We start from the raw sequence: 25147 nt of genomic DNA, 5'->3' as shown, positions 1-25147 counted from the left end.
GCGGGCGTGACGGTGGACGTGGACGCGCCGATCCGGTGGCGGTCGGCTCGCGCCGCCGTGCTGGCCGCGGTGTTCGTCTGCGCGGCCTGCGGCCTGGTTTACGAACTGGCCCTGGTTGCGCTCGGTAGCTACCTGATCGGCGACACGGTCGGGCAGGCGTCGATCGTGCTCGGGGTCATGGTCTTCGCGATGGGGGTGGGAGCCCTCGCCGCGAAGCCGCTGCAATCGCGGGCCGCCGCCGTGTTCGCCGCGATCGAGCTGGCCCTGGCGCTGCTCGGAGGGCTGTCGGTACTCGGCCTCTATGCGGCGTTCGCCTGGCTGAACCTGTATCTGCCGGCACTGGTCGGCACCGCCTTCGTACTCGGGCTGTTGATCGGCGCGGAGATCCCGCTGTTGATGGTGCTGCTGCAACGGATCCGCCAGCAGGCGGCCGGCAGTGCGGTTGCCGACCTGTTCGCCGCCGACTACGTCGGCGCCCTCCTCGGTGGCCTGGCCTTCCCGTTCCTGCTGCTGCCGCTCTTCGGCCAGCTCAAGGGCGCGCTGGTGGTCGGCGCGGTGAACGCCGTCGCCGGCCTAGTGTTGGTCTTCACCGTCTTCCGGCGGGAACTCAGCGGTCGGGCACGCACGGCGTTGACCGCCGGTTCCGTGCTGGTTGCCCTCTGCCTCGGGTACGCGTGGCTGACCGCCCATGACTTCGAGGTGACCGCCCGGCAGCAGCTCTATCGCGACCCGGTGGTGCACGCGGAGCGCAGCCGCTACCAGGAGATCGTCCTCACCGACTCGGTGGCCGCGCCCGGTGGCCAGACCGACCTGCGCCTCTTTCTCAACGGGGATCTCCAGTTCAGTTCGCTCGACGAATACCGATACCACGAGGCGCTGGTGCATCCGGCGCTCGCTGGTCCGCGCGGCGAGGTGCTCCTGCTCGGCGCGGGGGACGGGCTCGCCGTTCGGGAACTGCTGCGCTACCCGGACATCCGTCGGATCACCGTGGTCGACCTGGATTCGGCGGTGGTGGCGTTGGCCCGCACCGAGCCGCGACTGCGGCAGCTCAACGGTGGCTCGCTCGACGATCCCCGGGTTCGGGTGTTGCCCGCCGACGCGTTCAGGTGGCTGCGGTCCACCACCGAGCAGTTTGACGTGGTGATCGCCGATCTACCCGACCCGGACGAGACGGCTACCGCGAAGCTCTACTCGGTGGAGTTCTACACGTTGGTCCGGAACGCGCTGGCCGTCGAGGGTCGGCTGGTGGTGCAGGCCGGTTCCCCGTACTTCGCGCCCCGGTCATACTGGTCCATCGAGGCATCACTGCGGGAGGCCGGATTCGCCACCACCCCGTACCACGTGGATATCCCCTCCTTCGGTGACTGGGGCTTTCTGCTCGCCGCGCCCGGTGCGAACCCGCCCTTGCTGACCCTGCCCAGCGGCGCGCCAACCCTGCGTTTTCTGGACGCGCCCACGCTGGCCGCCGCCGAGGTCTTCCCACCGGACCGAGGCCGGGTCAATGTGCCGGCCTCAACGCTGTTGCATCCCCGAGTGCTCGACTACGCGCGTGCCGAATGGCGCGGGTACTGAGGCTCGTACCGTCGAGTTTGTTGGCCCGAGGCCGTACGGTGTGGGGCGCGAATGAGGGAAGGAGACTCGTGGTAAATCCGCACCAGCCCGTTCGGGTACGTCCGGGCGTCGTCACTATTTCCAGCTACCTACTTATCTTCTATGCCGCCCTAGCCGTGCTCGATGTGGTGGTCGCTCTCACCACCCTGGGCGCGGTCCAGGAGATCTACGAGGATGCCTTTGCGGGCACCACAGCAGAGGGCACCGAGGGCGCCGTGGCGTTCATGGCTGCCGCGACGAGCGTGGTCAGCCTGCTGTTCGCGGTGGGAATCGTCGTTCTCGCCCTGCTCAACAACCGGGGGATGAACCCGGCCCGGATCACCACCTGGGTCGTCGGTGGCATCGCGCTCTGCTGCGTCGGCGCCGGCTTGGCCTTCTCCGCGGCGGGTAGCGTGGTGGAGGGCGATGGTTCCGGTGCCATTGTCAGCCAGGAGGAACTCGACCGCCGGCTGGACGAAGCCCTGCCGTCCTGGCACGAGCCGGTGCTGACCGCGACCGTCGGTGCTATCGCCCTGTTGGCGGCCCTGATCCTGCTTGCCTTGCCGCCATCGAACGAGTTCTTCCGCAAACCGCAGCAGCAGTGGGAGCCGCCGCTCCCGGGCCAGCCGGCGTATCCACCGGCTGCGGGCCAGCCGGCGTATCCGCCGTTCCCGGGCCAGCCCGCGTATCCACCGGCTGCGGGCCAGCCGGCGTATCCGCCGCTCCCGGGCCAGCCCGCGTATCCACCGGCTGAGGGCCAGTCCGCGTACCCGCCGCCCCCGGGCCAGCCAGGCTACCCGCAGGCTGATCCGAGTTCGGGCGCCTTGGGGAACCCGGGTTCGGCAGACCCGGGTCAAGGGGGGCAGTCCGGCTCCGGCGGCATCGGCTAGCCATCGGTGCTCTGCCCGCGATAGAACGCGACGTCGACTGGTCCCTCCGGATAGCGTGCAACCCGACGCCTACCGGAGGGACCAGTTGTGTCGTACCCCGAACCGGCCCGCCGCCCGGCTGCGGTGACCGCGGCTGTCCTGCTGCTGGCGGTGATGGCGGTGGTCGCCGTCGCGTACGCCGCTACCGGCCTGTTCGTGCTGGTCAGTACGGTTGACGCCTTCCGGCTGGCGGCGGCGGGAAGCGCGGCCTCGTCGGACGAGATCGATGGGGTGGTCCTGCTGGTCAGTGCCTGGACAGTGACGGGTGCGGTGGTCAGCCTGCTCGCCGGGGCGCTCCTGGCCGCGCTCGCCGGACTGGTGCGCATTGGCCGTTCCGGTGCGCGGGTGGCGACCTGGGTGGTCGCCGGCCTGGGGGTGGTCGCCGGCTGCTGTGGGTGCGCCGGTCTGGGCGGGATGCGGGCCTTCCCCATGCAGCCGGGGGACGAGGATCGCGCTCCCGTTGAGCTGTTTGCCCAACTGTCCGAGGCGTACCCGGACTGGTGGATTCCGCTCGGCGCAGGTCTTTCGGTTGGGCAGGTGCTCGGTTACCTTGTGGTAGCTATATTGCTGGCCTTGCCGCCGGCAGCCAGCTGGTTCCGGCGGCCCGTGCCCGGCATGCACGTGCCGTATCCACCCCCACATCCCCCGAGGTGAGGCGCTCGTGCCGAGTGACCAGTCGACCGCCGAGCGACGTGCCTTGATTACCGGTGCGACGGCTGGCATCGGGGCGGAGTTCGCGCGCCAACTGGCCGCGGAGGGCTGGCACCTGGTGCTGGTTGCCCGGGATGCGGCCCGGTTGGGGGAGGCCGCAGCCGAGCTGACCTCCCAGCACGGCCGAGAGGTTGAAACGATCTCCGCCGATCTGTCCACCGACGATGGATGCGCGGAGGTGGAGCGCCGGCTCACCACGGGTTCCCCGGTCGAGTTGCTGGTGAACAACGCGGGGATCAGCCTCAACACGCCGTTTCTGCGGTCGTCGCCGGAAGACGAGGCGCGCCTGCTCCGGCTCAACGTGCACGCGGTGATGCGGCTCACCCTCGCCGCCGTCCAGCCGATGACCGAGCGGCGGAGTGGGGCAGTGATAAATGTCTCTTCGGTCTCTGGGTTCGGGCCGGTAATGCCCGGTTCGACGTACCCGGCGAGCAAGGCGTGGGTGACCAGCTTCAGCGAGTCGGTCGGTCTGTCGGTGCGGGCGTTCGGTGTCCAGGTGATGGCTCTTTGCCCGGGCTACACCCGTACCGAGTTCCACGACCGGGCCGGCATCGACCGGTCGCAGACGCCGGCGTGGATGTGGCTGCGGGCGGAGGATGTCGTCGCTGAATCCCTTCGTGACCTGCGAAAAGGTAAGTTGATCAGCATTCCGGTATGGAAGTACAAGCTGCTCGTGGCGGCGATGCGGCACGCCCCCCGGCGGCTGGTGGAGGCCTTCTCGCAGGACACCCGGGGGCAGGTCGGCCGCCCGAAACAGTGATCGCCCGGGAAGGGCCATCGGCGGCGCCGACGGCCCTTCTGGTTGCGGAGCGTGTTGGTATATCGCCCGCTGTCGCATCGCCCGCAGGGTTGACCCAGGCCGCCCCGGCACATGGCTCCCAGCATCGAGCAGTACCCTCTTCGCCATGGGGGACCACGACGACCTGCGTAAATTCATCACCGACCTGGCAGTGGTCCATGGTCGGGTGGTGCTCTCCTCGGGGCGTGCGGCGGACTGGTATGTGGACCTGCGGCGCGTAACGCTGCATCACGAGGCCGCACCGTTGGTGGGCCGGGTGCTGCGGGAGCTGACTGCCGACTGGGCGTACGACGCGGTGGGTGGGCTCACCCTCGGCGCCGACCCGATCGCGCTGTCGATGCTGCACGCCACCGCTGGTACCGACCGCCCGCTGGATGCCTTCGTCGTCCGAAAGGCGGGCAAGGCGCACGGTCTGCAACGCCGAATCGAGGGACCCGATGTGGCGGGGCGCCGGGTGCTCGCGGTGGAAGACACTTCCACCACGGGCCAGAGCGTGTTGACTGCTGTGGAAGCTCTACGTGAGGCCGGGGCTGAGGTGGTGGGGGTAGCGGTTATTGTTGATCGAGGTGCCGGCGCCGCGGTGCGAGCCGCCGGACTGCCGTACCGGGCGGCCTATACGTTGGCTGACCTCGGCCTTGTGGCGTAAAAGTCTGCCGATTTGGATTCGCCGATATGTAGGCGAGTCAATGCTGCTGGTGGAAGGATGGAATACGTGGGAACTGCGTTGGCGGAAATGACAATGCCTCAGATCTCGCCGCTTGGCGGCGAGCCGATCGAACGAGCAGACGCGGAGCGGCTGGCCGGGGTCCTCAAGGCCCTTGCCGACCCCGCTCGACTGCGGCTGCTGAGCCTGATCCAGTCGGCTCCGGAGGGTGAAGCGTGCGTGTGTGATCTCACCGCGCCCCTTGGCCTCTCCCAGCCGACGGTCAGCCATCACTTGCGCATCCTCACTGAGGCTGGCCTCCTGGAGCGGGAGAAGCGCGGCGTCTGGGCGTACTACCGGCTGGTGCCGACCGCGATCGCGACCATCGCCGACCTCCTGACGCCGCCGCGTAAGCGCGCCGGCAAGAAGGCGCGCTGACCGTACCGCCCGTCCGACGCCCTCCGAGCGGGGTGGCGTCGGACGGCCGGTTTCGCGGAGCGCGGCCGGCCGGCTGACGGCTCGCCGGTCGGAGCGCGACTCGGAGTGTGCCTCGTCGCGCGACGGGGCACACCCTCTGACGTGCCGTTTCGAGCGTGGGCACCGCGGGGTCCCGGGGGCGCGGCCACACTCGGTGCCGCGCCCCGGCCAGGTTGGTGCTTGCGCCAGGTCAGTGCTTGCCGTAGTGCTCCCGGGTTTCCTGGATCGCCTCCTCGGCCGCGGCCCGCTCCGCCGCGGTGGTGCCGCGCCTCGCCGCAAGGCGGGCGCGCAGCAACTCGACCACGATCGGGACCACCGAGAGCACCACGATCGCGATCAGGATCAGCTCGATGTTCGCCTTCACGAACGGGATCTGGCCGAGGAAGTAGCCGAGCACCGTCACGCCGGTGCCCCAAAGGATTGCGCCGATCACGTTGTAGATGACGAACGTGCGGTAGTTCATCCGGCTGACCCCGGCCACGATCGGAGTGAACGTCCGGACGATCGGTACGAAGCGGGCCAGTACCACCGAACGGGCCCCGTACTTCTCGAAGAATTCGTGCGACTTCAGCAGGTTTTCCTGCTTGAACAGCTTCGAGTTGGGCCGCCGGAACAGCGCCGGCCCGACCTTGCGTCCGAAGGCGTACCCCACCTGGTCACCGGCGATGGCCGACAGCGTGATGAGTAGGCAGACCAGCCAGAGCGGCGTGGTGATCCACTTCCCGTCGGCGGTGAGTAGTCCGGCGGTGAACAGCAGCGAGTCACCCGGCAGGAAGAAGCCGATCAGTAGCCCCGACTCGGCAAAGACGATCACCAGGATGCCGAGCAGGCCGAAGGTCGAGATCAGCACCTCGGGATCGAGCCAGTCCGGCCCGAGGGCCAGGGTAGTGGTGGGCGTCGACACGCGGTGACCTCCGTGGGCTGCCGGGCGGTGGATGTCGCCAACGGCGACGGGAATGTCCGTAGTCTAGGTGGCCGCCCGGTCCGTCCGGTGCCTGACGTCATAGCTGCACCCACACCGCTGGTCGGGGTTCCTTGGCCGAGGACCAGCCCCGCGCGGGCCACTGACGCGAACCTGGCCGACCAGAATTTGCACTCTTATGCACGTTGCCCCGCCAACCGGACAGGCTGACGGGGCAGCGCGGTGCTGCTGGGTGATCAGGCGACGAAACTGTTCCGTCGGCGGCGGGCGACCAGGAAGCCGGCCGCACCGGTGGCGAGCAGCAGGCCGCCGAGGCCCGCCACCCGCAGGGTGGAGTCACCGGTGATCGGCAGGCTCGGGTCGGCACCGCCACCCCCGCCCCCGGTGTCGCCGGTTGCGTTGACCAGGATCGCGGCCTCGTCGTTGGCCGGCTGGATATCGTCGTAGAAGCCGCCCTCGCAGTGGCAGGGCACGTTAATTTTCGCCGCGGCGGAAGCGTCCGCGATGACCTCGTCGATCCGGAGCGTGAAGTCAAACGTCTGCTGCTCGCCAACCTTGCTGATGGTGGAGGCGTAGCAGTGGTATCTAGCTCCCCCCGGCTCACCCCATTCGCCCAACTCGCTGCCGCGCAACGGCGCGCAGCTGTCGGGGACCCCGACCGCCGTGGTGCCCTGCGGGATGTTGACCTCGAGGTAGGTCACGGGCATGTCCCTACGACGATAGTCGAGAGTGGCCGGGCCGTTGTTGTGGAAGCCGATGGTCGCCCGGACCTCGGCGTCTTTCTCCCCGGCGACCTCGGTGCCGATCGCCGCCAGGTCGGTGCCATTGCTGCCGGTGGCTGAAATCGACAGGTGGGACCAGTTGTTGGACGGATCCGTGTCGGCCTGCGCCTCGCGAGCCGACTGGGTACGGCTCTGCTCGGTCAGCGTCAGCTTCCCACCGGTGCCGGGCTCTCCCAGGGAGAGCCCCAGGCGGTGCAGGCGCGCCTCGTAGGCTTCGAACTCGGCCGGCGTGTGCCAGTAGAGCCCGCCGTGTACGAAGCTCGGCGCGTAGGTGTCCGCCCCGAGCGTGTGGGCGAGGGGGGCGCGGTAGCTGGCCCCCGGTGTCAGCTTCTCATCGAAGCGGCAGAAGAGCAGGTGGTCGCCGTCGTAGTTGCAGTTGCGGTAGCGCTGGTCGGCCCGGATCCCGTAGTCGTGGTCAAAGGACGCGACCGCCCCGTCGGCGGTGACCTCGCCAGCGTTGCTGACTGTCAGTGGTTCCGTGAACGTCTCACCGGGTGCGACGGAGAACTCGTGCTCTGCCCCAGCGACGAGATCGACTCCGGTGCCGATGCGTACTGTCGCCTCGTGGGTGACGGGGGAGAAGCCCTGGGCGCTGAAGCTGACCTTCAGCACCCCCTCGTCGCCGTTCGCGGCGGCGGCGGTGGGCACGAGAGACGCGCTGTAGGCGCCTCGGCTGTTCTCAATGGGGTCGGGGAAGGGGCGGACACAGCGCAACACATGCGGTTCCGGCGTGGTGCAGTCGTTGTCCCCGAACTCCGAGGAGACGTCAACCTTACCGGCGAGGTCGTTGAAGTCGTACTGGATGGTCAGGTCGTTCAGGGTGACCGGCGCCGAGGTGAAGATGGTCGCCCACCTTACCTTGCCAGCGGAGCCAGCGGCGAGGGTGACGTTGTCGAAGTAGACGTCGAGCGTGATGTCGGTCTCGGCCGCGGAGGCGGGAGCGGCGGCGACGACGAGCGCGCCGGCGAGGCCGATCCCGGCGAGCCAGCGCCGGGTGGGGTGTTTGAACATCGAAATCCTTCGGCTGGGGGTTTCACACCAAAGTCGGTTCGTGGATCGTAATTGGCACCCCGAAGCCTGACTGTCCCGAGTAGGGTTTGCTGACCGACATAAGCCGAAGATCTGAATCGAACTCGCCGTTTCGGCCAGTTGTATCCGGCTGCGATTCCGGCCGAATAGCCCCGGCCCGTTGGCCCCCGCTCAGCGGTAGTCGTCCTCGTCGCCCCCGACGGCGCGGGCCTGCTCCGTCGCATCCCAGCCGTTGACCTCCAGACCGCGGTGCGGCTCGACCTCCACCTCGCCCGGATCTGCCACCATGGCCTGCTCGACCGCGTCCGCCGGCTCGGCCTCCAAGTCCCGCTCGTCCGGCGTGAGGTGCTCGCCCGGGGCGAAGTCCTCGTCGGGTAGGCCCACGGTCCCTCCCTGGATCTGGTGCGGACAGCTACCCACACCGTACGGTCTGGTTACGCTCCGCGTCGGGGGTGGCGTGGACCGTGCCGGTCCGTTCGGAAACGGGAATGCCTCCCCGGCATGGCGCCCCGGTGCCACGATGGGGGCGGGGCCTTCGCCGGGTGCGAACGGGCGGTCCGGACCTTTCTGATCAGCGTCGCTGGGCTGGGTCGAACCAGGGGCATCGGGACCGGGTGTGCCCGGGCCGGTGGTGCCGACCGTAATCAACTGCGGGATACTGCCGGCGGTGGACAGCGCGGTCCGGCGCACCCAAGGACAACAGCGGCCGGCGACGGCCGAGAGCGTTAAGTAAGGAGCGTTCGACATGCCTATCGCTTCCCCCGAGGCCTACGCGGAGATGCTGGACCGTGCCAAGGAGGGCCGGTTCGCCTACCCCGCGATCAACGTGACCTCTTCGCAGACCCTCAACGCCGCGTTGAAGGGCTTCGCCGACGCGGAGAGTGACGGCATCATCCAGGTCTCCACCGGTGGTGCCGAATACCTCTCCGGCCCCTCGGTGAAGGACATGGTCACCGGCGCGGCGGCGTTCGCCGCGTACGCGCACGAGGTCGCCAAGAAGTACTCAGTCAACATCGCCCTGCACACCGACCACTGCCCGAAGGACAAGCTGGACAAGTTCGTCCGGCCGTTGCTGGGCATCTCGCAGGAGCGGGTGCGGGCCGGCCAGGAGCCGCTGTTCCAGTCGCACATGTGGGACGGCTCGGCGGTGCCGGTAGCGGAGAACCTCACGATCGCCGAGCAGCTTCTCGGCGAGGCCGCCAAGGCCAAGATTGTCCTTGAGATCGAGGTCGGCGTGGTCGGCGGCGAGGAGGACGGCGTCGAGAACGCCATCAACGAGAAGCTCTACACCACCGTTGACGACGGCCTGGCCATGGTTGAGGCGCTTGGCCTGGGGGAGAAGGGCCGCTACATGGCGGCGCTGACCTTCGGCAACGTGCACGGCGTCTACAAGCCGGGCAATGTCAAGCTTCGTCCCGAGGTGCTCAACCAGATTCAGGCGGCGGTCGGGGCCAAGTACGGCAAGGACAAGCCGCTGAGCCTGGTCTTCCACGGTGGCTCCGGTTCGCTGCTGTCGGAGATCCGTGAGTCGCTGGACTACGGGGTGGTGAAGATGAACATCGACACCGACACCCAGTACTGCTTCACCCGTCCCGTCGCGGACCACATGTTCAGCAACTACGACGGGGTGCTGAAGGTCGACGGTGAGGTTGGCAACAAGAAGAAGTACGACCCGCGGGTCTGGGGCAAGGCCGCCGAGGCCGGGATGGCCGCCCGCATCGTCGAGGCCTGCGAGGACCTGCGTTCCACCGGCACCCGGATGAAGTGATCTGATCGCCGTGTTCGACGGCCGGCTCCCGCACCGGGGGCCGGCCGTCGCGCTTGGTGCCCCCGGCGCTAGCCCGAAGGGGGCCCCGGCGTTAGCCCGAAGGGGCCAGGGTGCCGACGATCCGGTCGGTAGCCCGACGACGGTCCGCGCAGCATCGGACCCGGAGTCGGTGACCAGCAGCGCGACCGGCGGACGGCGATGGGGTCGCACGCGTGCGTGTACTGCGGTTGGGTCAGTCGACCCGCTCGCGGGTCGCCGGGGGAAGCAGGTTGAATAGGGCGATGCAGAACCTGTTGCCGGAGCCACCGGCCACCCTCCTGCCCGCACATGATGAGGCTGACAGCGCCATCGCCGCCGCTGCGGAGAGCGGCGCCGACGAGGACTTCGCCGCGGTGGCGGCACGTTTCCCCACATTCAGTGCGGCCTGGGCCGCGCTCGCGGTCCGCGCGTTCGCGGCGGACCAGGTGGTCCAGGCGTACGCGTACGCCCGCACCGGCTACCACCGGGGCCTGGACCAGCTACGCCGAAGCGGTTGGAAGGGGCACGGCCCGGTGCCGTGGTCGCATGAGCCGAACCAGGGCTTCCTGCGGTGCCTCTGGGTGCTGTCCCGGGCGGCTGACGCCATCGGTGAGGCCGACGAGGCGGCCCGCTGCGCCCAGTTCCTCCGCGACTGCGATCCGGCCGCGGCGGACGCGCTGGCGAGCGACTGAGCTGCCGCGGACGACCGACGCCGGGCTGGCAGCAGCCAGCCCGGCGTACCCGGCTCGCCTCGGCGGGTCAGAGCCCCTCGGCCACCGCAGCTGCGATCTTGAGCCAGGCGTCCCGAGCGGCCGACGAGAGCCCCGCGTACCGGAGCGGCTCGCCGGAGTCGATGAGCCGCTCGTACGGGGCCAGGAGCACTGCCCGGGTCCGCGCTGCGAAGTGTGCCTGGATCGCCGGCAGGTCGATCTCTTTCCGGGACGGCGGCATCGATACGACGGTCACCGCCTGCCGAACCAGTCGTTGTCGGTTGCTCTGCTCCAGATGGTCGAGCATCCGGGCGGCTGTCTCCGCTGAGTCGTTGCGGGCGGACATGGTCACCACCAGCTGATCGGTGGCGTCGATCGCGGCCTGCCAGTTCTGCGCCCGCACATTGTTGCCGGTATCCACAAAGATCAGTTTGTAGAAGCGGCTGACCACCTCGCGGATCTCCGCGAACGCCGTAGCGGTGAGCATCCCCCCGCCGGTGGCCGACTCGTCCGACGCGAGGACGTCGAACATCCCCTCGCCCTGAGCCCGGACGTACTGCGACAGGTCACCGACCCGGCCGTGGGAGCTTTGGAACTGATTCAGATCGTGCAGCAGGTCTCGCACCGTACGGGCGTGGAAATCCTGCTGGGCGCGCATGCCCAGGGTGCCCTGCGTCTCGTTGTTGTCCCAGGCCAGGACGTAGCCGCCACGTTTCTGACCAAAGGTCATGGCGAGCAACAGGATTGCGACCGTCTTGCCGGCGCCGCCTTTCGGGTTGACCACGGTGACTTGCCGCAGCCCGCCAAAGTTGCGGCGGACCATCTCAATGTCGCGGCGCAGCTCCTGCTCCTGGCGGCCAGGCGGGAGGCGGAGCCCAATCCGGTTGGCCATCGCCCGAACGCCCATGGTGGCCATCGGGTCCACCGGGCGTAGCTGCCGACGCCGGGCAAAGTCCTCGGCGGTTGGTGGCGCCTGCCCCGGCGGCGTCCACCCGGTCCGCGGAGGTACGGGGTTGCCGGGTACTGGTGCTGGGTGGGGAGCCGGAGCCGGCCCTGCGGTTGGTGGTCCCGAGGTTGGCGGCCCCACGGTTGGCAGTGCACCCGAGTCCGGGCGGTGGCGGGAACCGCCACCGCCCGGGTCGTCAACGCCGTGGTGGGGTTCGGCTATGCCGTGGCCAGGTTCGTCGACGGCGGGGCGGGGGTCGTTGGCGCCGTGGTGGGCATCGTTGGATGCCTCCTGCGGTGTGGGACGTTGCCTTGGCACCACCCGTGGCCACTCGGTCGAGGCGCCGCGGTCAGCCCAGGCAACCCGGTTGACGACGGGCGGGCTCTCCGACGATGCCTCGGCGGTCGGTCTACTGGTCGATATGCCAGGTGCCGGATCGGTCGGGTCGAGGCTGAACGGTTGGTGGAGATTGACGCCGGGAGCCGGCGCCACGTTGGGAACGTGGGGTGCCGGGACATCGGCTACCGCACTGCGCGGACCGCTCTCCGGGCTCGGCGCCCAGGCGCGCGCTGCATCGGAAGGCGTGCTCGCCCACTCGACGGGTACCTGCGTCTCGTCGGGCGGCGGAGGCGGCTGATTCTGGTCATCCGGTGCCGTCGCTGGCGACCAGGACGCCGGTTCGGCTTCGGCCGCTGGCCACCAGGGTTCGATGTCCCGCTCCGGCGCCGGCTGCTGGCCGGCCGTGTACGACCGGTCGACGTTTTCGTCCACCATGGTTCCTCCCCACGCCTCCTGCTGAGGATATGCCTCGGAAAGTGATTCTGAGTGGCTACGCGTGGGCGGTCGGGGGAGACCAGACCGCCCACGCGCCCGGCTCGGTCCACCAGGACCGCTTACGTTTGAGCTCGCCCTCGGCGCCGTCGTCGAGGAACGGGATCGCCCCCTCCCGGGGCGCCACGGCCACCGCCCGGCCGCGGGCACGGCGAACCTCCAGGCGGACCCGGCGGCGACCCCACCGGGACGAGGTGAGGACCGGGACCGCCACCGCGACCTCGACCAGACCGTCGCCCGGGTCGGGGGCGGCGAGCAGGGTCACGTCGGCCAGCTGGGCGTACCCACCAGCGTTGCCGATGGCGCAGGCCAGCAGCGGGTCGTCGCCAGCGGAGAGGAGCGTGTCGTCGACCTCGACCCGGCCGCGCCAGTGCAGCGGCTGGCCCCCCTCGTCGGCCGCGCCGAGCAGCGCGCCGTCCAGCGTGACCGATCCGGCGTCATTGCGCAGCAGGTCGAGCCGGCGGGGCGCGCCCGCCAACACCGCCGCCGCCACCGCCACCGGGTCGCGGGGCAGCCCGAGCTGTGCTGCCAGATCTCGAGGTTGGCTGCTGCCGCGGGCCGGGTCGAGCGGCAGCACGCCGACCGGGGGCAGATCCGGCACCGTCCGGTTGACCGGCAGATCCGTCGGACGGCGGCTCGGCGGCGGGGCGTACCGCCGGACGAGGCGACGTAGGACGGTGCGCAGCTGTGTGTCACTGGCGGTGCCGACAATCAGTCGGGTGCGGGAATCAGGGTCGGGCCAGTCGAGGCCGTCCGGTCGAGGTGGGCCATCGAGACGGCTCAGTACCTCGTCGATCTCCCGCTCGGACCTGGCGGTCACCAGGTCGACCCGCGCACCCCGGGCGGTGAGCGCGTCCGCGCAGGCCAGCACCGGTACGCGGGGGGTCTCGCAGCGGTCGGTCGCGGGCTCGTCGTTGGCCTTGTCGGGGTCGCCGCAGCAGGCACCGTCGCTGCCGCAGGCGCCCGGCGCGTCCCGTTCCGAGCCGAGCGTGAGCAGCACCACGTCGTACACGGGTCGCAGCCTCCTGCCTCTGGGCGCGAACCCCTGCCGGACGCGCCGTCACTTCTTGTTAGCCTGACACCTCGGGCTCGCCGACCGGTCGCCGCCTGGCACCCGAGCCTTCTGGAGGCTGAAGAAGATGCCAGCGATCGTGCTTCTCGGGGCCCAGTGGGGCGACGAGGGCAAGGGCAAGGTTACCGACCTGCTGGGGGAGCGGGTTGACCACGTGGTGCGCTACTCCGGCGGCAACAACGCCGGCCACACGGTCATCACTCCGGACGGGCAGAAGTACGCCCTGCACCTGATGCCCTCGGGGGCGCTCTCGCCCAACGCGAAGATAGTCATCGGCAATGGCGTGGTGGTCGACCCGAAGGTGCTGCTGGCCGAGATCGACGGGCTCGCCGAGCGCGGTGTGGACGTCTCCCGGCTGCGGATCTCCGGCGACGCCCACCTGATCATGCCGCACCATCGGGCGTTGGACCGGGTGGTCGAGCGGTACCTGGGGTCGTCCCGGATCGGCACCACCGGCCGGGGCATCGGCCCGGCGTACGGGGACAAGGTCGCTCGGATGGGGATCCGGGTGCAGGACCTGCTCGACCCGGGGATCCTCCGCAAGAAGCTGGAACTCGCCCTGCGCGAGAAGAACCAGATGCTGTTCAAGGTGTACAACCGCAAGGCGATCGACGTCGAGGCGACGGTCGAGGAGTACCTGGGCTACGCCGAGCGGCTCCGGCCGTATATCGCCGAGACCCGGGCGATGCTCTGGGAGGCGCTGGACCGCGGCGAGACCGTGCTGTTGGAAGGCGCCCAGGCGACCATGCTCGACATGGACCACGGCACCTACCCCTTCGTGACCTCCTCGAACCCGACGGCCGGTGGGGCCTGCGTCGGAGCGGGAGTCCCGCCGACCGCCATCACCAAGGTGATCGCGGTCAGCAAGGCGTACGCCACCCGGGTCGGTGCCGGACCGTTCCCGACGGAGCTGCACGACGACAACGGCCAGCACCTGCGCAAGATCGGCCACGAGTACGGCACCACCACCGGTCGGGAACGCCGGTGCGGCTGGTTCGACGCGGTCGTCGCCCGGTACGCGTGCCGACTCAACGGGGTCACCGACCTGGTCGTCACGAAGCTCGACGTGCTGACCGGCCTGCCGAAGGTGCCGATCTGCGTCGGGTACGAAATCAATGGCAAGCGCGTCGACGAGATGCCGATGACGCAGACGGACTTCCACCACGCGACTCCGATCTACGAGGAGCTCGACGGCTGGTGGGAGGAGATCACCAACGCGCGGACCGAGGCGGAGTTGCCCGCCGCCGCCCGCCGTTACATCGCCCGGATCGAGGAGCTTTGCCGTACCCGGGTCAGCGTGGTCGGTGTCGGCCCCGGCCGGGAGGAGAACGTCGTCTACCACCCGCTCCTGCCCTGAGTTCCCCGGTCGTCGTCCCTACCCCAGGACCGAGTGGGCTGCGAGTGGGGGCCGTAGGATCATCCCCGTGCGGGTACTTCTGATTGGTAGCGGTGGGCGGGAGCATGCCCTCGCGCTCGGGTTGGTGGCCGATCCCTCGGTCGAGGTGCTTTTCGCCGCGCCGGGGAATCCGGGGATCGGCACGGTCGCCGGGATGCGGGACGTGGTCTTCACCGATCCGGTCGCGGTGGCGGCGCTCGCGGTCGAGTGCCGCGCGGACCTGGTGGTCGTGGGGCCGGAGACGCCGCTGGTCGCCGGGGTCGCCGACGCCGTGCGGGCCGAGGGTATCCCCGTCTTCGGGCCGTCCGCGGCGGCCGCGCGACTGGAGGGGTCGAAGGCGTTCGCCAAGGACGTGATGACCGCCGCCGGAGTGCCGACCGCCCGCGCGTACAGCTGCGCCGACGCCGAGAGCGTCGGCCGGGCGCTGGACGACTTCGGTGCGCCGTACGTGGTCAAGAACGACGGTCTCGCCGCCGGTAAGGGAGTCGTGGTCACCGAGGACCGCCGGGCGGCCGAGGAGCACGCGCGGGCCTGCGGCCAGGTCGTGATCGAGGAGTATCTCGCCGGCCCCGAGGTCTCCCTCTTCGTCGTTACCGACGGTGAGACGGCCGTCCCCCTGCTGCCGGCGCAGGACTTCAAGCGGGTCGGGGACGGCGACACCGGGCCGAACACCGGCGGCATGGGGGCGTACGCGCCGCTGCCGTGGGCGCCGCCCGGCCTGGTTGACGAGGTGATGCGCGACATCGCCCACCCGACCCTGGCCGAGCTGCGGCGGCGCGGCACGCCGTTCGCCGGGCTGCTCTACGTGGGCCTGGCGATCACCGCCGCCGGCCCTCGGGTGATCGAGTTCAACGCCCGCTTCGGTGACCCGGAGACGCAGGCAGTCCTGGCCCTGTTGGAGACACCGCTCGCCGGGCTGCTGCACGCCGCCGCCACCGGTGAGCTGGCCGCGCACCCGCCGCTGCGGTGGCGTTCGGGCGCGGCGGTCACCGTCGTGGTGGCCGCCGAGGGGTACCCGGCGAAGCCGCGCACGGGCGACGTGATCCACGGGGCGGAGGTCTCGGGCATCATCCACGCGGGTACGGTGCGCCGGGCCGCCGACGGCGCGCTGCTCTCCGCGGGTGGCCGGGTCCTCAGCTGCACGGCCACCGGCTCCGACCTGGCCGCTGCGCGCGACGCCGCCTACGAGTCGGTCCGCGGCGTCGAGTTGGCCGGCTCGCACCACCGCACCGACATCGCCGCGGCGGCGGTGGCCGGCCGGATCACCATTCCCGGCTGACCGCCGTCGGCGGGCGCCGACTCATCGGGAAGCTGGCGGGTCGCGGTGCGCGGCGGGCAACCACTGCTCGCCGAGCGGCACCGGCCCCTCGCTCCGCCCCGTCGTCCCACCGGGCGGGGCGGGCGGATATCGGGGCGGGTCGTCCAATGCCGCCAACACCGGCAGCGGCGCGGCGACCAGCGCGGCCACCAGGAGCGCGCCGGCGAGCACCAGGAAGGCGGTGGCCAGGCCCAGCCACTCCACCAGCGGGCCGGCCAGCAGGTAACCGGCGGGCCCGGCGGCGTACGCGAACGAGGTCATCACCCCGACCACCCGGCCGCGGAGCTGCTCCGGGGTACGGGTCTGCATGGCGTAGTTGGCCAGCGGGTTGACCGGCCCGTAGGCGAGCCCGACCAGGCCAGCGAAGGCGAGCATCCCCGGGTACGGCGGCAGGAACGCGAGCCCGAGCAGGGCCAGGCCGGTGATCACGAGGGCGGCGGCCAGCAGGGAGCGGCGGCGGATGAACCGACCGGCCGCCGACGAGCCCAGCGCACCTGCCACGGCTCCGGCGCTCATCGCCATCAGGACGGTACCGAGGCGGGCGGGTTCCCCCTCGGCGACGAACCAGGCGGGCAGCAGCACCCCCTCGACCGGCAGGTAGAGCGCGACCAGCACCATCGTGATCAGGGAGAGGGTGCGCAGCAGTGGGTCCCGCCAGACGAAGCCCAACCCTTCCAGCGTGCCCCGCCACAGGCCGCTGGGTGGGCGTTCGGGACGGCCGGCGCCGGGCAGCCGGACGGCCGCGATCAGGAGAACCGACAGCGCGAAGCCGGCGGCGGTGACCCAGAACGTCGCCTCCGGGCCGACCGTGGCGATGAGTAGGCCGCCGACTCCGGGGCCGATCAGGAAGGCCAGCCCGAAGATCGCTTCGTGGACGCCGTTCGCCCGTTCGATTCGCCAGCCGGCGGCCTGCGCGGCGGCGGGCAGCAGCGTCTCGCGGGCGGTCATTCCGGCCGGGTCGAAGACCGCGCCGAGGACGGCCAGCGCGACGATCCAGCCGAGGTTCAGCCCGACCAGGGCGTCGACGAGGGGGATGGCGGCGACCGAGACGGCGGAGAGGGCGTCGGAGACCAGCGCGGTCCGGCGACGCCCGAGTAGGTCAACGACCGTGCCGGAGAAGAGGCTGGACAGCAGGAGTGGTAATCCGGTGGCGGCGGCCACCACCCCGGCTGCGGTGGCGCTGCCGGTGCGTTCCAAGACCAGCCAGGGTAGCGCCACGACGGCCACGCCGTTGCCGGTGGCCGAGAGCAGCGTCGCCGCCTCGACCAGCAGCAACGGTGTCCGGCGGCGGTGTTCGGTCCGAGTCATCGTGAAGATCATCATAGCCAGTCGGTCGGGACTGGCAGCGGCGTATTGCAGCGCTGACGGGTCTGCTGACGGCGCCGGCCGCGCGGAGTTCGGGGGCCGCTCCCCGGGCCCGGCAGAATCTGGGCCCGGTGAGCGGCCGGTGAGCGTCCGGGCTCCGGGGAGCCCGGCGCGGGTCAGCGGATCTGGACGCCGGAGATGGCGCGGGCGACGACGAGCCGCTGGATCTCGGAGGTGCCTTCGAAGATGGTGTAGATCTTGGCGTCTCGGTACCACCGCTCGACCGGGTGGTCGCGGAGGAAGCCGGCGCCGCCGAGCAGCTGCACCGCCTTCTCGGTCGCGCTGACCGCGACCTCACTGGCCTTCAGCTTTGACATCGAGCCCTCGCCGGCGGTGAAGGCCCGGTTGTTGCGCCCCATCCAGGAGGCGCGCCAGACCAGCAGCCGGGCGGCGTCGATCTCCATCTTCATGTCGGCCAGCGCGAACGCCACCGCCTGGTTCTCGATGATCGGTCGGCCGAACTGGACCCGTTCCTTCGTGTAGTCCAGCGCGTACTCGTAGGCGGCGCGGGCCACCCCGATCGCCTGCGCGCCGACGGTCGGCCGGGAGAGCTCGAACGTTCGCATCGCCGCCTGGGAGGCGGCCCGCCGGCCGGAGCGGGCCCGGGCCAGCCGTTCGCCCAGCGCGTCCTTGCCGCCGAGCAGGCAGCGGCCGGGTACGCGGACATCGTCGAGGAAGACGTCGGCGGTGTGCGACGCGCGTAGGCCCAGCTTGCGGAGCTTGCGGGTCGCGGCGAGCCCGGGGGTGCCCGGCGGTACGACGAACGCCGCCTGCCCGCGGGAGCCGAGTTCCGGGTCGACCGAGGCGGTGACCACGTGCACGCCGGCGATTCCGCCGTTGGTCGCGTACGACTTCTGGCCGCTGAGTATCCACTCGTCGGCGGCCTCGTCGTAGACCGCGCGGGTGCGTATCGCGCCGACGTCGGAGCCCGCCTCGGGTTCGCTGGTGCAGAACGCTGCCACGGCGGGGGATTCGAGGTCGCCGAAGCACTGCGGCACCCACTCCATCAGCTGCTCCGGGGTGCCGGTGCCGTAGATGGCGGCCACGGCGAGGCCAGTGCCGAAGATGCTCAGGCCGATGCCGGAGTCGCCCCAGAAGAGTTCCTCACAGGCGATCGGTAGGGAGAGGCCGCTGGGGTCGCCCCAGCAGGTTGCGAGGAACTCGAAGTCGTAGAGGCCGACCTTGGCCGCTTCCTGGATGATCGGCCACGGGGTCTCCTCCCGCGCGTCCCACTCGGCCGCGGCTGGGCGGACGACCTCGCTGGCGAAGCCGTGCACCCAGTCACGAAGATCCCGCTGCTCCTCGGTCAGATCGAGCGAGAACTCGGCCACTGTCAGCTCTTGGGAATGTCGAAGAGGTTCGCGATGTTGGCGGCCAGTCCCAGATCGCCCTTGGCCTTCAACTTGCCGCTCATGAACATCATGACCGGGTTGGCGCTGCCGGAGACGGTCTTGAGGAACTCCACCGGGCCCAGGGTGAGGCTCAGCTTCGGGTCGTGCTGGGAGGTCTGGTTGACGGTGCAGGCGCCGTCGGCGATGACCACCTCGTAGGTGTCGGTGCCGCCGTCGGGACCGCCGGTGATGTTCCAGTGGATGACCGTGTTGGTCGAGCCCGCCCGGTCGGCGCGGAACAGCTGCGGCATCCGGCCGAAGACCTCGTCGAGGACCTTGCCGCGGAGGTCGCCCGACATCATCTCTGTGATCTTGTCGTCGGGAGTGGACTTGACCAGCTGGGCGAACTCCTTGGGTCCGACGTTCGCGAACTTGGCCGGGTCGAACTCAGTCATGGGGCGCACCTTCCGAAATTTGACTACTCGCGCGTAACCCTACGCACGAGTAGGTATGCTCGCAAGAGTGTCCAGTACCCCCACCTTTCGCCGGCTGCCCCGAGCCGTCCGCGAGCAACAGATGCTCGATGCCGCAGTCAGGGTCTTCTCCCGACGGGGCTACCACGGGGCCAGCATGGATGAGATCGCCGACGACGCCGGCATTTCCAAGCCAATGGTCTACGCGTACCTGGGCACCAAGGAGGAGCTCTTCGTCGCCTGCCTGCACCGCGAGGGCACCCGGATGATGCAGGCCATCGCCGACGCCGTCGCCCCCGACCTGTCGGCCGACGAGCGGCTCTGGCGGAGCCTGCAAGCCTTCCTCGGCTTCGTCGGCGCGCACCGCGACGGCTGGGCGGTGCTCTACCGGCAGGCCCGGGGCGAGCAGCCCTTCGCCAGGGAGCTCACCGCCCTGCGGCGGCGGATCGTCGAGGTCGTCGCCGGGATGCTCGAACACACCCTGCGCAGCGAGGGGCGCGAGGTGACCGAGACCGAACTGGAGGTCGTCGCGTACGCCCTGGTCGGCGCGACCGAGTCAGTCGCCGACTGGCTGGTCGACCACCCGGAGGCGGATCCGGAGCAGACCGCCACCCGGATGATGAACGTCGCCTGGGTGGGCGCTGGCCAACTGCTCGCCGGGACCCTTTGGCGCCCGCCCAACAAACGGGGCGAAGCCCCCTCCTGACGCGTCCGGATCGCCACCGGTCTCCGGCGGGCGGCTCCCTCGGTCTCCGGCGGGGGCGCCCTCGGACTGCACGGGCGGCGTCCTCGGTCTCCGGCGGGGCGCCCTCGGTCTGCACGGGGCGGCGTTCTCGGTTACCGGTGGGCGGTGTTCCGGCGACGCGAGCGCCGGCGTAGCCGCCGGGTCAACTCCAGCAGGCCGGTCACCGCGACCGAAAGGGTCAGGCCAGCGAGTACGCCAAGCAGCGGCTCCTGCTGGAACGCCAGCCCGCCGAAGTGGCCCAGCAGCACGCTGTACAACGCCCAACTCCCCGCGCCGATCGCGTCAAAGAGCAGGAACGACCGGGGCGGATAGCGCACCGCACCCATCGTCAGGGTCACCGCCGTTCGCCCGCCGGGGACGTAGCGGGCGGTGGTGAGGACCAGCCCACCCCGCCGGTGCAACGCCCGTCGGGCCCACTCCGAACTGGCTTTCCGCCGACTCTGCGCCGGTAGCCTGGCCAGCCGTCGCGCGCCGCCGCCCCGGCCGATCACGTACGAGGCGTGGTCGCCGGCCAGCGCGCCGAGGGTGGCGGCGGTCCAGATGCCCGCCAGCTCCGGTACGTCGCCGCTGACCAGTACCGCCGCGGTGATCACCGCGGTCTCGGCCGGCACCATCGGGACGACCGCGTCGACCGCGGTGAGCGCGAACAGCAGCAGATACACCACGGGTGAGGTGATCAGCTGCCGCAGCAGGTCGAGCGCGGACTCCATCTCCTCATGCTCGGCGCGCCGGTATGGGAAAGGGGGCCCTTCCGTCACAAAAGGAAGGATGAGGGCGCTCTCACCGCTCGCGGAGCGTGCCAATGAGGTGAGGGCGGTCCCGCAGGTCGCACAGCGCGAAGTCGCCCGCCGAGGTGCTGCCGAAGGCGACGGTGCCGGGTAACGGCACCGGCAGCTTGAACGCCACGTCTACGGTGTACGCGTCCGGCAGCCGTGGCTCCAGCGCGGCCAGGCAGCGGGCCTTGCTCCACATGCCGTGCGCGATCGGGCCCCGGAAGCCGAAGAGCCGCGCGCCGAGCCAGGAGGTGTGGATCGGGTTGTGGTCGCCGGAGACCCGGGCGTACGCGGGCCCGACCGGGCGCTCGACCCGCCAGCGTGCGGAGGTACGCGGCGCCGGGGGCCGGTCACCCCGGTTGGCTCGCTCGCCACCGCCGGGCGTCTGCTCCCGGCCCAGGTAGGTGGAGACACCGCGCCAGACCTCCTCGCCGCCGACGGTGCCCACCAGCACCACGTCGATCAGTCGGCCCCGGTCGTGCGGGCGCAGGTTCGTCGCGTACGTGACGAAGTCGAGCGGCTCGGCGGCGTCGATCGGGCGGTGGACGGTGATCCGGTTGCCGACGTGGACCACGCCGGCGAGCGGGATCGGGAAGTCCGGCGCGGTCATCAGGCCCAGCGCCAGCGGGAAGCCCAGGACGTGCGGGAACGTCGCCGGCAACCGGTCGGCGAGCCGGAACCCGCAGACCCGGTCGTAGTCGGCGAGGTGCCCGCGGTCGACGGCGATGCCAGCGACCCCCAACTCGACCGCCGGGGGCTGCTCGGCCCGCCGCGACCCGGTCCCGGGCAGCGCGCCGCGCAGGGCCCGGCGGTAGAGGGCGCCGATCGTCGGCAGCGCGGCCAGCTGGACCCGGGACCGGGTGGCCGCGGCGATGTCGGACGGCTCCGGCGGGCCTCCCATCACGCCCCCAGCAGGCTCTGGCCGCAGACCCGGACCACGTTGCCGCTGACCGCGCCGGTGGCCGGCCAGGCCAGCCAGCTGATCGTCTCGGCGACATCCACCGGCAGCCCACCCTGGGCGAGGCTGTTCATCCGCCGGCCGGCCTCGCGCAGCATCAGTGGGATCCGGGCGGTCAGCCGGGTCTCGATGAACCCCGGGGCGACCGCGTTGACGCTGATGCCGCGTTCCGCCAGCACCGGGGCGAGCGACTCGACCAGCCCGATCACGCCGGCCTTGCTGGTGGCGTAGTTGGTCTGCCCCCGGTTGCCGGCGATCCCGGCGATCGAGGAGACCGAGACGATCCGGCCCCCGGCCGGGACCAACTCGCGTTCCAGCAGGAGGTCGTTGATCCGCTCCTGGCTGGAGAGGTTGACATCGATCACCTGGTCCCACCGGTCGACATCCATCCGACCGAGCGTCCGGTCCCGGGTGATGCCCGCGTTGTGTACCACCACGTCGACCCGGCCGTGTCGGGCGGAGAGGTGATCGGCCAGCCGGGCCGGGGCGTCCGGGGCGGTGAGGTCGAGCTGCACGGCGGTGGCACCGATGTCGTTGGCCACTGCGGCCAACTCCTCACCGGCGGCCGGGGTGTCCAGGGCGACCACCTCGGCACCGTCTCGGGCCAGGACCCGGGCCAGTGCCGCACCGATCCCCCGCGCCGCACCGGTGACCAGCACGACCTGGCCGTCCAGCGGGCGGTCCCAGTCCGCCGGGAGCGCGGCCTGCCCGGCGCCGACCCGGATCACCTGACCGGAGACGTACGCGGAGCGCCCGGAGAGCAGGAAGCGGAGCGTGGCCTCGAGGCTGGTTGCGGTGCCGGGGTCGTCGGTGTCGGTGACATAGACCAGCTGGGCGGTGACCCCCCGGCCGAACTCCTTGCCGATGCTGCGGGTCAACCCTTCGAGCGCCCGCTGCGCGGTGGCCTGTCGGGGCGTGGCGCACTCGGCGGGCGGGGTGCCGAGTACGACCACCCGACCGCTGGGCAGCACCGAGCGGGCGTGCGGGTGGAGGCAGTCGTAGAGCTGGCGCAGCGCGGTCGAGTCGGTGATCCCGGTGGCGTCGTAGACGAGGGCGCCGAGCCGGGCCCCGGGGGCGACATCGGCCGGGTCGCGGAGTTCGACTCCGGCGGCGGTCAGGAGTTTGCCGACGCTGCCGGCGAGCCGGCCACCGGCGGCGGCACCGAGCAGGACGGGTCCGGGAATGAGGGGGTCACCGCTCCGGTGTCGGCGGAGTTGGGGCGGGTCGGGCAGCCCGAGGCGCTTGACCAGCCCCCGGCCGACCCCCGATTGGACGAAGCTCGCGTACCTGTCGGTCATAGGCGTAGCCTACTGGCGAGTAGGTTGAGAGCAACCCCAGAGGAGGCGGGAACATGCAGAACATCCGGCGGGTCGCGGTCATCGGCGGCAACCGCATCCCCTTCGCCCGCTCCAACTCGCGGTACGCCGACGCGTCCAACGCGGACCTGCTCGGCGCGGCCCTCGACGGGCTGGTCGCCCGGTACGGCCTGGCCGGCCAGCGGGTCGGCGAGGTGGTGGCGGGTGCCGTGCTGAAGCACTCCCGGGACTTCAACCTGACCCGCGAGGTGGTGCTCGGCTCGAAGCTCGACCCGCACACCCCCGCCTACGACATCCAGCAGGCCTGCGGCACCGGCCTGGAGGCCGCCATCCTGGTCGCCAACAAGATCGCTCTGGGGCAGCTCGAGGTCGGTATCGCCGGTGGCGTCGACACCACCTCCGACGCGCCGCTCGCCGTGAACGAGCAGCTGCGGCGCACGCTGCTCAAACTGAACAGTGCCCGGACCCTCGGGGAGCGGGTGCGGACCGCCAGCCGGTTGCGTCCCACACACCCGTTCCGGCCGGAACTCCCCCGCAATGCCGAGCCCCGCACCGGCCTGTCGATGGGCGAGCACGCCGCCCGTTCCGCCCGGCGTTGGCAGGTCGACCGGCAGGCGCAGGACGAGCTGGCGTTGCGGTCGCACCACCGGTTGGCCGCCGCGTACGAGCGGGGGTTCTTCGACGACCTGATGACGCCGTACCTCGGGCTGACCCGGGACCAGAACCTGCGGCCCGACACCAGCCTGGAGAAGCTCGGCAACCTCCGCCCGGTCTTCGGAACGAAGGGCCCGGACGCCGAGCAGGCCACCATGACCGCCGGCAACTCGTCGCCGCTGACCGACGGCGCCTCGACCGTGCTGCTCGCCAGTGAAGAGTGGGCGCGGGCCCACAACCTGCCGGTGCAGGCGTGGTTCACCTGGTCGCAGACGGCCGCCGTGGACTTCGTGCCCGGCGAGGAGGGGCTGCTGATGGCCCCCGCGTACGCGGTGCCCCAGCTGCTGGCCCGCGCCGGGCTGACGCTCCAGGACTTCGACTTCTACGAGATCCACGAGGCGTTCGCCGCGCAGGTGCTGGCCACCCTGGCCGCCTGGGAGTCGCCGGAGTTCTGCCAGGACCGGCTCGGGCTGGACGCCCCGCTCGGAGCGATCGACCCGGAGCGGATCAACGTCACCGGTTCGTCGCTGGCCGCCGGGCACCCGTTCGCGGCGACCGGCGGTCGGATCGTGGCGACCCTGGCCAAGCTGCTCGCCGAGCGCGGCGGCGGCCGAGGGCTCATCTCGATCTGCGCCGCGGGCGGGCAGGGCGTAACGGCCATCCTGGAACGCTGACCGAGGCGCCAACCGGGCAGCCCACGGCGTTAGGCCAGTCGCAGCCAGCCCAGGAACCGTTCGTACAACTCCTCGGGTGGAAGGTGACGCAGGTCGGGTACCGCTGCCGTCAGCTGTGTGCTCAGGTAGATGCCGAGCGCTGCGGAGTTGCCCGCGTACCGGTCGAGTAGGCGCCGCCGAGTGCCGCGTCGGCGGTCGGAGTCGCTGGTGGCCCGCTGCGTCCACTCCGGCAAAGGTTGTTGCGCCGTCGGGTGACGATCGCTCCGACTTTGCTGCCATTCGAATAAAGTAGCAAGGTGTGACGATGCGTGAGCAGGCATAGATGGATACGCTGACGCAACAAGGAACCGCGGGGAGGTAGCGATGGGCGGATCTGACTGGCTCAGCGTCTCGATGCCCTATGTCCAACCGGACGCGACTCATGCTGGAGACGTGTGGGCCGCCGACGCCGCGGGGCAGGGCCGAAGCGGTACGCAGCGAATACTCGCGGTCGGTGAGGTGGTGGCGGCCGCTGAGGTGGCTGCGGCGCTACGAGTGGCACCGGGCGACCCGGTGACCGTCCGAAGGCGATTGATGCTGCTGGACGACGAGCCGGTGGAACTAACGGACTCGTATTATCCGGTCGCCATCGCCCGCGGTACCGCTCTCGCCGAACAACGGAAGATCCGCGGTGGGGCCGTCCGATTCCTCGCTGAGGTGGGCTATCGTCCCAGGCGGGTACGAGAGGATGTCTACACGCGCTTGCCGGAGCCAGCTGAGCGGCGCCTGCTTGGCCTGGCCGATCATGAGTGGGCGCTGGGCCTCACCCGGGTGTTGAGCACGCAGGACGACGTTGCGGTCGAGGTCAGCGTCATGACGATGGTGCCGTGGGGGCGACACCTCCGGTACGAGCTGGCGATCGACTGACGGAGCGGAGC

General features: G+C 70.8%; 25 protein-coding genes. 13 read left to right on the top strand and 12 right to left on the bottom strand.

The window, feature by feature from the left end; translation table 11 throughout:
• Positions 1-12 precede the first annotated feature (12 nt).
• The 6 genes from T398_RS19160 to T398_RS19135 all read left to right on the top strand — a co-directional run bounded on the left by T398_RS19160 (position 13) and on the right by T398_RS19135 (position 5110).
• Positions 13-1572 carry a polyamine aminopropyltransferase gene (locus tag T398_RS19160; protein WP_496448771.1) on the top strand — a complete coding sequence of 520 codons (1560 nt, stop codon included), beginning with the start codon at positions 13-15 and terminating at the stop codon, positions 1570-1572.
• 38 nt (positions 1573-1610) lie between these two features.
• Positions 1611-2480 (top strand): hypothetical protein, encoded by an 870-nt coding sequence (locus T398_RS19155; protein ID WP_496448770.1) that lies wholly within the window; start codon positions 1611-1613, stop codon positions 2478-2480.
• Between the two features lie 87 nt (positions 2481-2567).
• Positions 2568-3173, top strand: coding sequence for a hypothetical protein (locus T398_RS19150; protein ID WP_496448744.1), 606 nt, complete (start codon positions 2568-2570; stop codon positions 3171-3173).
• Positions 3174-3180: 7 nt separating this feature from the next.
• Positions 3181-3990, top strand: a complete 810-nt coding sequence (locus T398_RS19145) for an SDR family NAD(P)-dependent oxidoreductase (protein ID WP_496448743.1) — start codon at positions 3181-3183, stop codon at positions 3988-3990.
• Between the two features lie 145 nt (positions 3991-4135).
• On the top strand, positions 4136-4675 hold the full coding sequence (gene pyrE / locus T398_RS19140) for an orotate phosphoribosyltransferase (RefSeq protein ID WP_018217902.1): 540 nt from the start codon (positions 4136-4138) through the stop codon (positions 4673-4675).
• Positions 4676-4732: 57 nt separating this feature from the next.
• On the top strand, positions 4733-5110 hold the full coding sequence (locus T398_RS19135) for an ArsR/SmtB family transcription factor (RefSeq protein ID WP_018816275.1): 378 nt from the start codon (positions 4733-4735) through the stop codon (positions 5108-5110).
• A gap of 229 nt (positions 5111-5339) precedes the next feature.
• On the opposite strand, the gene T398_RS19130 is transcribed toward T398_RS19135, so the two are convergent.
• The 3 genes from T398_RS19130 to T398_RS19120 form a co-directional block, all read right to left on the bottom strand.
• The gene (locus T398_RS19130) at positions 5340-6053 is read right to left on the bottom strand and encodes a DedA family protein (RefSeq protein WP_496448741.1); all 714 of its coding nucleotides are present in this window, start codon (positions 6051-6053) and stop codon (positions 5340-5342) included.
• A gap of 254 nt (positions 6054-6307) precedes the next feature.
• A complete protein-coding gene (locus T398_RS19125; RefSeq protein ID WP_496448740.1) occupies positions 6308-7864 on the bottom strand; it encodes an LPXTG cell wall anchor domain-containing protein in 1557 nt (518 codons plus the stop codon).
• Positions 7865-8053: 189 nt separating this feature from the next.
• The gene (locus tag T398_RS19120) at positions 8054-8266 is read right to left on the bottom strand and encodes a hypothetical protein (protein WP_496448738.1); all 213 of its coding nucleotides are present in this window, start codon (positions 8264-8266) and stop codon (positions 8054-8056) included.
• 361 nt (positions 8267-8627) lie between these two features.
• Here T398_RS19120 and fbaA point away from each other — a divergent pair, with 361 nt between their 5' ends.
• Both fbaA and T398_RS19110 read left to right on the top strand, forming a co-directional pair.
• Positions 8628-9650 carry a class II fructose-bisphosphate aldolase gene (gene fbaA / locus T398_RS19115; protein WP_018727964.1) on the top strand — a complete coding sequence of 341 codons (1023 nt, stop codon included), beginning with the start codon at positions 8628-8630 and terminating at the stop codon, positions 9648-9650.
• A gap of 281 nt (positions 9651-9931) precedes the next feature.
• Entirely contained in the window at positions 9932-10360 is a 429-nt protein-coding gene (locus T398_RS19110; RefSeq protein WP_018217910.1) for a DUF3151 domain-containing protein, read from the top strand.
• 67 nt (positions 10361-10427) lie between these two features.
• Here the strand turns inward: T398_RS19110 and T398_RS19105 are convergent, their stop codons facing one another.
• Together T398_RS19105 and T398_RS19100 are read right to left on the bottom strand one after the other, a co-directional pair.
• Positions 10428-12098 carry a MinD/ParA family ATP-binding protein gene (locus T398_RS19105; protein WP_496448736.1) on the bottom strand — a complete coding sequence of 557 codons (1671 nt, stop codon included), beginning with the start codon at positions 12096-12098 and terminating at the stop codon, positions 10428-10430.
• Positions 12099-12153: 55 nt separating this feature from the next.
• Positions 12154-13167: a hypothetical protein gene (locus tag T398_RS19100; RefSeq protein WP_496448734.1), complete on the bottom strand. Its 1014-nt coding sequence runs from the start codon at positions 13165-13167 to the stop codon at positions 12154-12156.
• Between the two features lie 127 nt (positions 13168-13294).
• Between T398_RS19100 and T398_RS19095 the strand changes: the two genes are divergently transcribed.
• A complete protein-coding gene (locus T398_RS19095; protein WP_496448732.1) occupies positions 13295-14584 on the top strand; it encodes an adenylosuccinate synthase in 1290 nt (429 codons plus the stop codon).
• 67 nt (positions 14585-14651) lie between these two features.
• Positions 14652-15902, top strand: a complete 1251-nt coding sequence (gene purD / locus T398_RS19090) for a phosphoribosylamine--glycine ligase (protein ID WP_496448731.1) — start codon at positions 14652-14654, stop codon at positions 15900-15902.
• Positions 15903-15923: 21 nt separating this feature from the next.
• On the opposite strand, the gene T398_RS19085 is transcribed toward purD, so the two are convergent.
• The 3 genes from T398_RS19085 to T398_RS19075 all read right to left on the bottom strand — a co-directional run bounded on the left by T398_RS19085 (position 15924) and on the right by T398_RS19075 (position 19092).
• A complete protein-coding gene (locus T398_RS19085; RefSeq protein WP_496448730.1) occupies positions 15924-17261 on the bottom strand; it encodes an MFS transporter in 1338 nt (445 codons plus the stop codon).
• Positions 17262-17422: 161 nt separating this feature from the next.
• Complete coding sequence (locus tag T398_RS19080; protein ID WP_496448728.1) at positions 17423-18637, bottom strand: acyl-CoA dehydrogenase family protein; 1215 nt, start codon at positions 18635-18637, stop codon at positions 17423-17425.
• Positions 18638-18639: 2 nt separating this feature from the next.
• Positions 18640-19092 (bottom strand): SCP2 sterol-binding domain-containing protein, encoded by a 453-nt coding sequence (locus T398_RS19075; RefSeq protein ID WP_496448726.1) that lies wholly within the window; start codon positions 19090-19092, stop codon positions 18640-18642.
• 67 nt (positions 19093-19159) lie between these two features.
• Between T398_RS19075 and T398_RS19070 the strand changes: the two genes are divergently transcribed.
• Positions 19160-19816, top strand: a complete 657-nt coding sequence (locus T398_RS19070; RefSeq protein WP_496448725.1) for a TetR/AcrR family transcriptional regulator — start codon at positions 19160-19162, stop codon at positions 19814-19816.
• A gap of 131 nt (positions 19817-19947) precedes the next feature.
• On the opposite strand, the gene T398_RS19065 is transcribed toward T398_RS19070, so the two are convergent.
• The 3 genes from T398_RS19065 to T398_RS19055 form a co-directional block, all read right to left on the bottom strand.
• Entirely contained in the window at positions 19948-20565 is a 618-nt protein-coding gene (locus T398_RS19065) for a DedA family protein (protein WP_496448724.1), read from the bottom strand.
• Between the two features lie 70 nt (positions 20566-20635).
• On the bottom strand, positions 20636-21529 hold the full coding sequence (locus T398_RS19060) for a MaoC/PaaZ C-terminal domain-containing protein (protein WP_496448768.1): 894 nt from the start codon (positions 21527-21529) through the stop codon (positions 20636-20638).
• Complete coding sequence (locus T398_RS19055; RefSeq protein WP_496448722.1) at positions 21529-22884, bottom strand: 3-oxoacyl-ACP reductase; 1356 nt, start codon at positions 22882-22884, stop codon at positions 21529-21531. Before T398_RS19055 ends, T398_RS19060 begins: the two co-directional genes overlap by 1 nt.
• Before the next feature lie 53 nt (positions 22885-22937).
• Between T398_RS19055 and T398_RS19050 the strand changes: the two genes are divergently transcribed.
• The gene (locus T398_RS19050) at positions 22938-24230 is read left to right on the top strand and encodes an acetyl-CoA C-acetyltransferase (protein ID WP_496448720.1); all 1293 of its coding nucleotides are present in this window, start codon (positions 22938-22940) and stop codon (positions 24228-24230) included.
• Between the two features lie 29 nt (positions 24231-24259).
• Here the strand turns inward: T398_RS19050 and T398_RS19045 are convergent, their stop codons facing one another.
• Entirely contained in the window at positions 24260-24463 is a 204-nt protein-coding gene (locus T398_RS19045) for a hypothetical protein (RefSeq protein ID WP_496448777.1), read from the bottom strand.
• 130 nt (positions 24464-24593) lie between these two features.
• Between T398_RS19045 and T398_RS19040 the strand changes: the two genes are divergently transcribed.
• Positions 24594-25136, top strand: a complete 543-nt coding sequence (locus T398_RS19040) for a UTRA domain-containing protein (protein WP_496448719.1) — start codon at positions 24594-24596, stop codon at positions 25134-25136.
• Positions 25137-25147 lie beyond the last annotated feature (11 nt).

It is taken from the genome of Salinispora goodfellowii, from assembly GCF_059570675.1.
This window is presented reverse-complemented; position numbering and strand designations above follow the sequence as displayed.

Excerpts from the sequence above, each read along its gene's own strand:
- fbaA (WP_018727964.1), top strand. The coding sequence starts at position 8,628 with ATGCCTATCGCTTCCCCCGAGGCCTACGCGGAGATGCTGGACCGTGCC.
- T398_RS19055 (WP_496448722.1), bottom strand. The coding sequence starts at position 22,884 with ATGACCGACAGGTACGCGAGCTTCGTCCAATCGGGGGTCGGCCGGGGG.
- pyrE (WP_018217902.1), top strand. The coding sequence starts at position 4,136 with ATGGGGGACCACGACGACCTGCGTAAATTCATCACCGACCTGGCAGTG.
- T398_RS19065 (WP_496448724.1), bottom strand. The coding sequence starts at position 20,565 with ATGGAGTCCGCGCTCGACCTGCTGCGGCAGCTGATCACCTCACCCGTG.
- T398_RS19105 (WP_496448736.1), bottom strand. The coding sequence starts at position 12,098 with ATGGTGGACGAAAACGTCGACCGGTCGTACACGGCCGGCCAGCAGCCG.
- T398_RS19060 (WP_496448768.1), bottom strand. The coding sequence starts at position 21,529 with ATGGGAGGCCCGCCGGAGCCGTCCGACATCGCCGCGGCCACCCGGTCC.
- T398_RS19085 (WP_496448730.1), bottom strand. The coding sequence starts at position 17,261 with ATGATCTTCACGATGACTCGGACCGAACACCGCCGCCGGACACCGTTG.
- T398_RS19125 (WP_496448740.1), bottom strand. The coding sequence starts at position 7,864 with ATGTTCAAACACCCCACCCGGCGCTGGCTCGCCGGGATCGGCCTCGCC.
- T398_RS19075 (WP_496448726.1), bottom strand. The coding sequence starts at position 19,092 with ATGACTGAGTTCGACCCGGCCAAGTTCGCGAACGTCGGACCCAAGGAG.
- T398_RS19135 (WP_018816275.1), top strand. The coding sequence starts at position 4,733 with ATGGAATACGTGGGAACTGCGTTGGCGGAAATGACAATGCCTCAGATC.
- T398_RS19110 (WP_018217910.1), top strand. The coding sequence starts at position 9,932 with ATGCAGAACCTGTTGCCGGAGCCACCGGCCACCCTCCTGCCCGCACAT.
- T398_RS19095 (WP_496448732.1), top strand. The coding sequence starts at position 13,295 with ATGCCAGCGATCGTGCTTCTCGGGGCCCAGTGGGGCGACGAGGGCAAG.
- T398_RS19040 (WP_496448719.1), top strand. The coding sequence starts at position 24,594 with ATGGGCGGATCTGACTGGCTCAGCGTCTCGATGCCCTATGTCCAACCG.
- T398_RS19050 (WP_496448720.1), top strand. The coding sequence starts at position 22,938 with ATGCAGAACATCCGGCGGGTCGCGGTCATCGGCGGCAACCGCATCCCC.